This window comes from Brevibacillus sp. HB1.2, assembly GCF_013332495.1.
GTDB lineage: Bacteria > Bacillota > Bacilli > Brevibacillales > Brevibacillaceae > Brevibacillus > Brevibacillus porteri.
Map to the genome: position 1 here is coordinate 1 of NZ_JABMIU010000052.1, position 251 is coordinate 251.

General features: G+C 48.2%; 2 tRNA genes. Both read left to right on the forward strand.

The annotated features are described in order from the left end of the window. Window positions 1–77, forward strand: a tRNA-Ile gene (locus HPY28_RS30210). Between the two features lie 16 nt (window positions 78–93). Next, window positions 94–169: transfer RNA gene (locus HPY28_RS30215), tRNA-Ala, on the forward strand. The last annotated feature ends 82 nt before the right edge of the window (window positions 170–251 follow it).

The following is a 251-nucleotide window of genomic DNA, read 5'->3' on the forward strand; positions in this document are numbered from 1 at the left end:
GGGCCTATAGCTCAGTTGGTTAGAGCGCACGCCTGATAAGCGTGAGGTCGGCTGTTCGAGTCAGCCTAGGCCCACCATATAATTCCCCAGTATGGGGCTGTAGCTCAGTTGGGAGAGCGCCTGCCTTGCAAGCAGGAGGTCATCGGTTCGATCCCGTTCAGCTCCACCAAAAAAGTTTTAAAAAAGTACTTGAAAGTGAATAAGAAGATGTGCTACATTATTCCTCGTCACTTTTGAGAAATAGTCAAATC